7 protein-coding genes and 1 pseudogene are annotated in these 6,115 nt (G+C 41.9%); 4 read left to right on the top strand and 4 right to left on the bottom strand.

The features are described from left to right. Positions 1–646 (top strand): annotated as a pseudogene (locus CDG79_RS43135) (cytosolic protein); the annotation flags it as partial. 69 nt (positions 647–715) lie between these two features. Then, a complete protein-coding gene (locus CDG79_RS38345; protein WP_094346743.1) occupies positions 716–1,975 on the top strand; it encodes an AIPR family protein in 1,260 nt (419 codons plus the stop codon). A gap of 154 nt (positions 1,976–2,129) precedes the next feature. Here the strand turns inward: CDG79_RS38345 and CDG79_RS38340 are convergent, their stop codons facing one another. After that, positions 2,130–2,978: a DEAD/DEAH box helicase gene (locus CDG79_RS38340; RefSeq protein ID WP_094346742.1), complete on the bottom strand. Its 849-nt coding sequence runs from the start codon at positions 2,976–2,978 to the stop codon at positions 2,130–2,132. Between the two features lie 402 nt (positions 2,979–3,380). On the opposite strand from CDG79_RS38340, the gene CDG79_RS38335 reads away from it, so the two are divergent. Beyond that, positions 3,381–3,947 (top strand): D-glycero-alpha-D-manno-heptose-1,7-bisphosphate 7-phosphatase, encoded by a 567-nt coding sequence (locus tag CDG79_RS38335; protein ID WP_094346745.1) that lies wholly within the window; start codon positions 3,381–3,383, stop codon positions 3,945–3,947. Positions 3,948–4,085: 138 nt separating this feature from the next. On the opposite strand, the gene CDG79_RS38330 is transcribed toward CDG79_RS38335, so the two are convergent. Both CDG79_RS38330 and CDG79_RS45700 read right to left on the bottom strand, forming a co-directional pair. After that, positions 4,086–4,589, bottom strand: a complete 504-nt coding sequence (locus tag CDG79_RS38330; protein WP_094333620.1) for a GNAT family N-acetyltransferase — start codon at positions 4,587–4,589, stop codon at positions 4,086–4,088. 310 nt (positions 4,590–4,899) lie between these two features. Beyond that, positions 4,900–5,040, bottom strand: coding sequence for a hypothetical protein (locus tag CDG79_RS45700; RefSeq protein ID WP_190234166.1), 141 nt, complete (start codon positions 5,038–5,040; stop codon positions 4,900–4,902). Positions 5,041–5,160: 120 nt separating this feature from the next. Here CDG79_RS45700 and msrA point away from each other — a divergent pair, with 120 nt between their 5' ends. Continuing rightward, a complete protein-coding gene (gene msrA, locus CDG79_RS38320; RefSeq protein ID WP_094346741.1) occupies positions 5,161–5,838 on the top strand; it encodes a peptide-methionine (S)-S-oxide reductase MsrA in 678 nt (225 codons plus the stop codon). A gap of 49 nt (positions 5,839–5,887) precedes the next feature. Here the strand turns inward: msrA and CDG79_RS44535 are convergent, their stop codons facing one another. Further along, positions 5,888–6,070, bottom strand: coding sequence for a peptide-methionine (S)-S-oxide reductase (locus CDG79_RS44535; protein WP_143855715.1), 183 nt, complete (start codon positions 6,068–6,070; stop codon positions 5,888–5,890). Positions 6,071–6,115 lie beyond the last annotated feature (45 nt).

The following is a 6,115-nucleotide window of genomic DNA, read 5'->3' as shown; positions in this document are numbered from 1 at the left end:
TAGATATAAGCGGTCAGTAGCATCCTTGGCGGTTCTAGGTGATGAGCAGGTAAACTGGCGACCAAATCAGTTTGGTTACGAGTTGTTTGGCACTAAAGTTGAGTTTCAGTTTCCAATTGTCAAATTGCTAGACTATCAACAACGTCAGTCGGAACTAGAAGCCAGCCGTAACCCTTTGGCGACTGTAGTGATGGCACATTTAGCAGCATTACAAACCAAGAGCGACAGGTTAGAACGTAAGCAGCAAAAACTAAGTTTAGTGCGGAGACTGTACCAGCAGGGATTTGAACGTGAGGATGTTCTAAACTTGTTGGCTTTTGTAGACTGGGTGTTGACACTCCCCCAAGATTTAGAGCGAGAGTTTCTTTTTGAAGTAGAACAATTGGAGGCAGAGCAACGTATGCAGTATGTTACTTCTTTTGAACGCAGTGGTATTGAAAAAGGTAAGCTTGAAGCTTTGTTAAAAGGTATAGCCTTGGGATTAAAGCTCAAATTTAGTGAATCAGGTCAAAATTTATTACCCGAAATCGAATCTATCCAAGATGTAAGTGTGCTAGAAGCCATTTTGGAGGGCATAGATGCAGCGAGTACTGTCTCACAATTGCGTCAAATTTACCAGTCGCCCACAACCGATACCCAGCAATGAAATTGAGTATCGCCCAATTTCCCTATCCCTGACTCCATAAGCCTAAGACGAATTTAACTAAAACAAACTATGCCCAAGACTTGGAACATTAAAATAGACAACTATATTCAAGCCAACCCCAATTGCATCATCGCCACTGCTCATGTAGACTCGTTCCCCACAGACCTACCCCTAGAACCGAACATCCGGGAACCGAACCGCAAAAGCGCGACCTACAGACAAATCTTCGACTCACTGACTACCGAACCCGAAAAATTCTTCTCCCGCCATAGTGGAATCGTTCTATCAGCCAATAAAGTAAAACCAAGCAAAACCTCACTCGAATTAGAAGTCTTAGAAGCAAGCGAGGGCGGTAGCGACGGTATTATCAACGGGGGGCATACAGTTTTAGCCTTTGAGCAAGCGAAAAATTACAAATATGACCTAACCGAAGCCAGGGTAAAAGTTACGATTCACATCGGACTGACTGAAGAATCAGCCAAAGATATAGCCCTGGCAAGTAATACCACAACGCCAGTAGATTCTCGCTCCAAAGTCAACGCTAGGGGTGATTACAAATTCATCAAGCAGTATTTAGCTTCCTTAGAACAGAAAGAAGATAGAAAATTTAGAATAGCCTATTACCAAAACCAAAGCGGCGCTCCCAGAAACGCTCAGTGTAATGTCACCCATTTGCTCAAGCTCCTTTACTGCCTCGATAGAAATAAATATAACCCCGACAGCAATAAACGAACCAAACACCCAGCAGGGATGAGTCTTCCAAGTAACATCACAGATGCAGAAAGGGAAAGATTAACTGCCTTACTGCCTCTCTTGACTCATGCTCTGTGGATAGAGCAAAGACTCTACGAAATAATCCAAGAACATATCAGCAACCCCAGAAAAAAGGGTGCCAACGATTTAGCTTCAATAGATATACGTAAAACGACGTTGTTGCCTGACAGCAAGTACTATTTTGGGTTTGGTGCGCCAACTGACCTGGCACTGCCGATAATTGCGTCCTATCGGGTATTTCTCGATAAAGACTATAAATGGATTCTGCCGTTTAACGAATTTGCTGAAGATTTCCTCCAACACCTGTGGAATAACTATTTCCGCAAATACTTGGTGTCGGAGAAAACAGCAGGAAATACAGTCGGTACAAAAATCAGCCGCAATCAAGAGATTTGGGAAAGTTTGTACATTTCGGCGCAGAGTTATCTAAATCAGCACTTGGTGAAAATGGTCAACTCCAGTAAGCAAGAATCAGAATCGAAGGTAACACAAGGTACAAACAAGAGGGGAAAAGGGAAAAGGGATGAACTCAACGCGACTACTGTTCCCAAATAGTTTTTTACCGAACAGGGTATGGGGTATAGGGGAAAGATTTTTAGTCCCCATACCCTAGTTGAATTTTCCAGTTAAGTCAGGAACTTTCAAAATAGCTTGAGTAATGCCAGCTAATTAATTTTCAACAAGTTAAGTTATGACCCAACATTGGGAATCAGCTTAACCGGAACTGCAATATTTCTAATCTCTCTTGTGGGGGAGTTTTCCCATCCAAATGTTCGGCACTAATATAATTACGAGAAAATTCCGCAGCCAGGGCACGAGAATGTTCTAAGCTACAGGCGAAAATAACTGTACGAAGATTTCGTGCATATTTAAAGTAATTCTCAAGGATTTCGCTAACCCCAATCTGGCTAGTGACGGCAACCGCTAGCTCTTTGGCTCTAAAATCACCACGAGATTTTGCAACTCCAAGAGTAGAAATAGTTTGATTCGTTGCAAATAATCGAAACTTACTTAAATACCCAGCCTGAATTAATTGAGCAGTGTCAATGCCAATAACCAAATCATCAAATAAATCAACAAAACCTTGACCGTCAATTCTCTGGGGAGTGGCAGTTACACCTAATATCTGGGCACTTTCATAATGTTCAATTAGTCGCCGATAAGATAAAGCAGTTGCATGATGCGCCTCATCTAATATCAAAAGTCCAATGTTCATTGGCAACTCTAATACCTCTCGTCTGCTCAACGTTTGAACGCTAGCAACTTGGATTCTCCGTTCGGGATTAGCCAGAACACCTGCTTTGATAATCCCAACTGGTTCACCGATAATTGCTGAGAGTTTTTCGGCAGCTTGAGATATTAACTCAATCCGATGGGCAATAACTAAAACTTGCTTCCCTTGCTCAAAGAATTTATGAGAAATATGTGCAAAGCACACCGTTTTCCCGGCGGCTGTCGGGAGTTGTGCAAGCACCCGCCTATTACCATTCTCCCAAGAATTCCAAATATCTTTTATCCACTGATGTTGATAATCTCTAAGTTCGTAGGTAACAGGCATTTAATCTACCTCAACAATGATTTTTCTCCCGTGGGAATATTGCTCATTATGCCACAAGCTCTTCAAGTTAAGATACCGACAATCTCAGTTCTAAAAGTAGTAAAGATGTTTTGGATTCATTTGATGCGATTTTACTTCATCAAGAGCAAATTATATAGACAATAAGCTGGAGATGATACACTGCATTATCTTATCTCGCCACTGTTGTAAATGACTATACTTGCTTTATTATATTGGCGAGTTTTATACTGTGCGATAATGCTGGACGCGATCACTCACGGGAGACACGGCAACACCGTTGTCGTCTTTTGCAAGTGGTATTAGATTTAAGATGGGGAAATATACTTCTTGAAAAATCAGAAAATTTGGCATCGAACTAACAAATTAAATTCGCAATCTCAAATGCCGGCGATATTTCTAGATAAAGATGGCACTTTAATTGAAAATGTACCAAACAATGTTTATCCGCAATTAATCGAAATCAAAATCGGTGCTATTGAAGGATTACAAATACTTAGCAAAGCTGGATATAAATTAATTGTGATTACTAACCAGTCGGGAGTAGCACGGGATTATTTCCCAGAATCTGCCTTGGCGGGAGTGGAAGCGCGATTGAATGAAATATTAGAAAAAGCGGATCTATCGTTAGATGGATTCTACTACTGTCCCCATCATCCAAATGGTGTAATATCTGAGTATGCAATTGCTTGCGAATGCCGTAAACCAAAACCAGGCTTGATTTTACGTGCAGCTAGCGAACAAAATATAGATTTACCAAATTCTTGGTTTATTGGCGATAATCTCAGTGATGTAAAAGCTGGACATAGTGCAGGGTGTAAAACGATTTTGATAGATCAGGGTAATCAGTCTCAGCCCGAAATGTCTCGTTTAGGAGTTGCTGACTATATTTTGGTTAATCTTTCAATAGCAGCACAGGTGATATGTAAACATTCAGGATCTAATTTCTAGGATTTATGGTATGAAGTTATAGAAATTGCTGGAACAGGAAACTTAGAAAAATTTAGTGTTATCAAACGTCGTTGAATTGCCCAGGTGCGGTGCGATCGCTCTCCTCTAAGAATGACAGCAGTCGCATCAAGCGAGCGCTTACTGCGACTGAGGGGACAGCGCCTTGCGGTAAACGATTTTGTCAGCGCCCGCTTGATAAAAGTCGCGTATCCGTGCTTCTTCTTCATAACCACACTTGCGGTAGAACGCTCGCGTGCGCTCGAAGTCCGGCGTACCTGACGTTTCCACCAGTAGTACACGCCCGCCGCGTCTCATCAATGTTTGTTCAACGTAGCGTAGCAGGGTCGCACCACGTCCTTGTCCTTGTCGGTCGGGTCGGATAGCAATCAACTGTAGATTCCACGTCTGATCAGTCATCCGTTCCATCTCACAGTAAGCGACCCCAACTGCCCCATTGTCATCGTCGGTAATCCAAAAGCGTTCAGCTTTGCCGTCTAGTAGAGAATCGCTGTCGCTGCTACCACCGAAGTAATCGGACAACATTTCGCCAAGCTCCTCAAGTTGGTTTGGTTGGAACAATCCGGTTGCATCGGCTAAGGCAATCAGCGCGGTTGTGTCATCGGGCATGGTCGGTCGAATCATTGCGAACTCCGTGTGTAAAACAGGTTAGCCTCTGGAGGGCTTATTATTGCAACAATCGAATGATAATTTATTTTGATAATAAAAATTAATATAAATTTTTTCTGAGTTTATCCTAAATTTTTATTTATCAATTCACCTAGCAAATTTTAATCAAAATATCAGTCCCATCTTTGATAAAAACGTGATAATTCATATAGCAACTAAAGTGCAGATATGCACAGAGTGAGATGATGACAACTCCAACCCAAGAAGAAATTAGATTTGCAAAAGCCTTACATCACATAGCTTATTGGCACAGATGGGTTGATATTTAAGCGATCGCCAATGGGAAGGGGTGTGCGAAGACTACAGTCCTAACAGTACTGGATGGGACTATTTCACCCATGACCAAGCCAGTTCTCGCGCCTACCGTTGGGGTGAAGATGGTATTTTTGGTATTTCTGATAATCATCAACGGCTTTGTTTTGCGACGCCGAATAGCCCGTCGTAGACATCGCTATTTGGAATGATGAAAATTCTATTCTCAAAGAAACCTTAGCTTGGTCTATTAAATAAAGGAATTCACAACCGAATGTCAATTCATAACTTTACTCTATCCCGCCAGTTATTACGCAACTTGTCCATCATTTCGCTGACTGTTTTACTCCTATATAGTGCATCTCGTGTGATACTTCCTGCTCCGGCCACTGATATCTCGACTGCCATACCGCAGGGAAAGCAAGTAGCGGTTTTCGCTGGTGGGTGCTACTGGGGAATGTCAGCAGTTTTTGAGCATCTATTAGGTGTTTCTGATGTCGTTTCTGGCTTTTCTGGAGGCGATGCAAGAACCGCAGACTACACACTTGTCAGTGCTGGATTAACTAATCATGCTGAATCCGTAAAAATCACTTACGATCCATCAAAAATATCATATAACCAGCTTCTGAAGGTCTACTTTTTGGTAGCGCATGATCCAACAGAGTTGAATCGACAAGGCCCAGACTCAGGTAAGCAATATCGTTCGGCGATCTTTTTTGCTAACGATGAGCAGAAACAGGCTGCACAAGAATATATCGCTCAACTCAACAAATCGCAAATCTTCGACAAGCCGATTGTCACAGAATTAGATTCTTTGAAAGGTTTTTATCAGGCTGCGGCATACCATCAGAATTATATAGTGCATCATCCGAGCGATCGCTATGTGGTAGTGAATGACTTGCCAAAACTGGCTAAACTTCAAGCAAAGTTCCCTGATATGTATAGCAAGTAAGGGGATTTGCAGCATTCGGCTTTTAACATCCCCTTGAACCCGTGAAATATTAGCCTATCCTGTAAGATGCTCGTCCATGCTTCTCCAGATATTGCTGGTCATACTCTTCTGCTCTATAGAATTGTGATGCAGGTACAATCTCCGTCACAAACTGATTGTAATTTGGAATTGATTTGACAAATTGCTGAAGATTTTCTGCAACACCTACTGTCTCTAAATAAATAGCTTTCAATCTACAATATCAACTCGCTTTAATGCAGCCATCAATTCTGTCATA

This window comes from Nostoc sp. 'Peltigera membranacea cyanobiont' 232, assembly GCF_002245985.1.
Taxonomy (GTDB): domain Bacteria; phylum Cyanobacteriota; class Cyanobacteriia; order Cyanobacteriales; family Nostocaceae; genus Nostoc.
The sequence above is the reverse complement of the archived record's forward strand: the minus strand, read 5'-3'. Positions and strand labels throughout refer to the sequence as shown.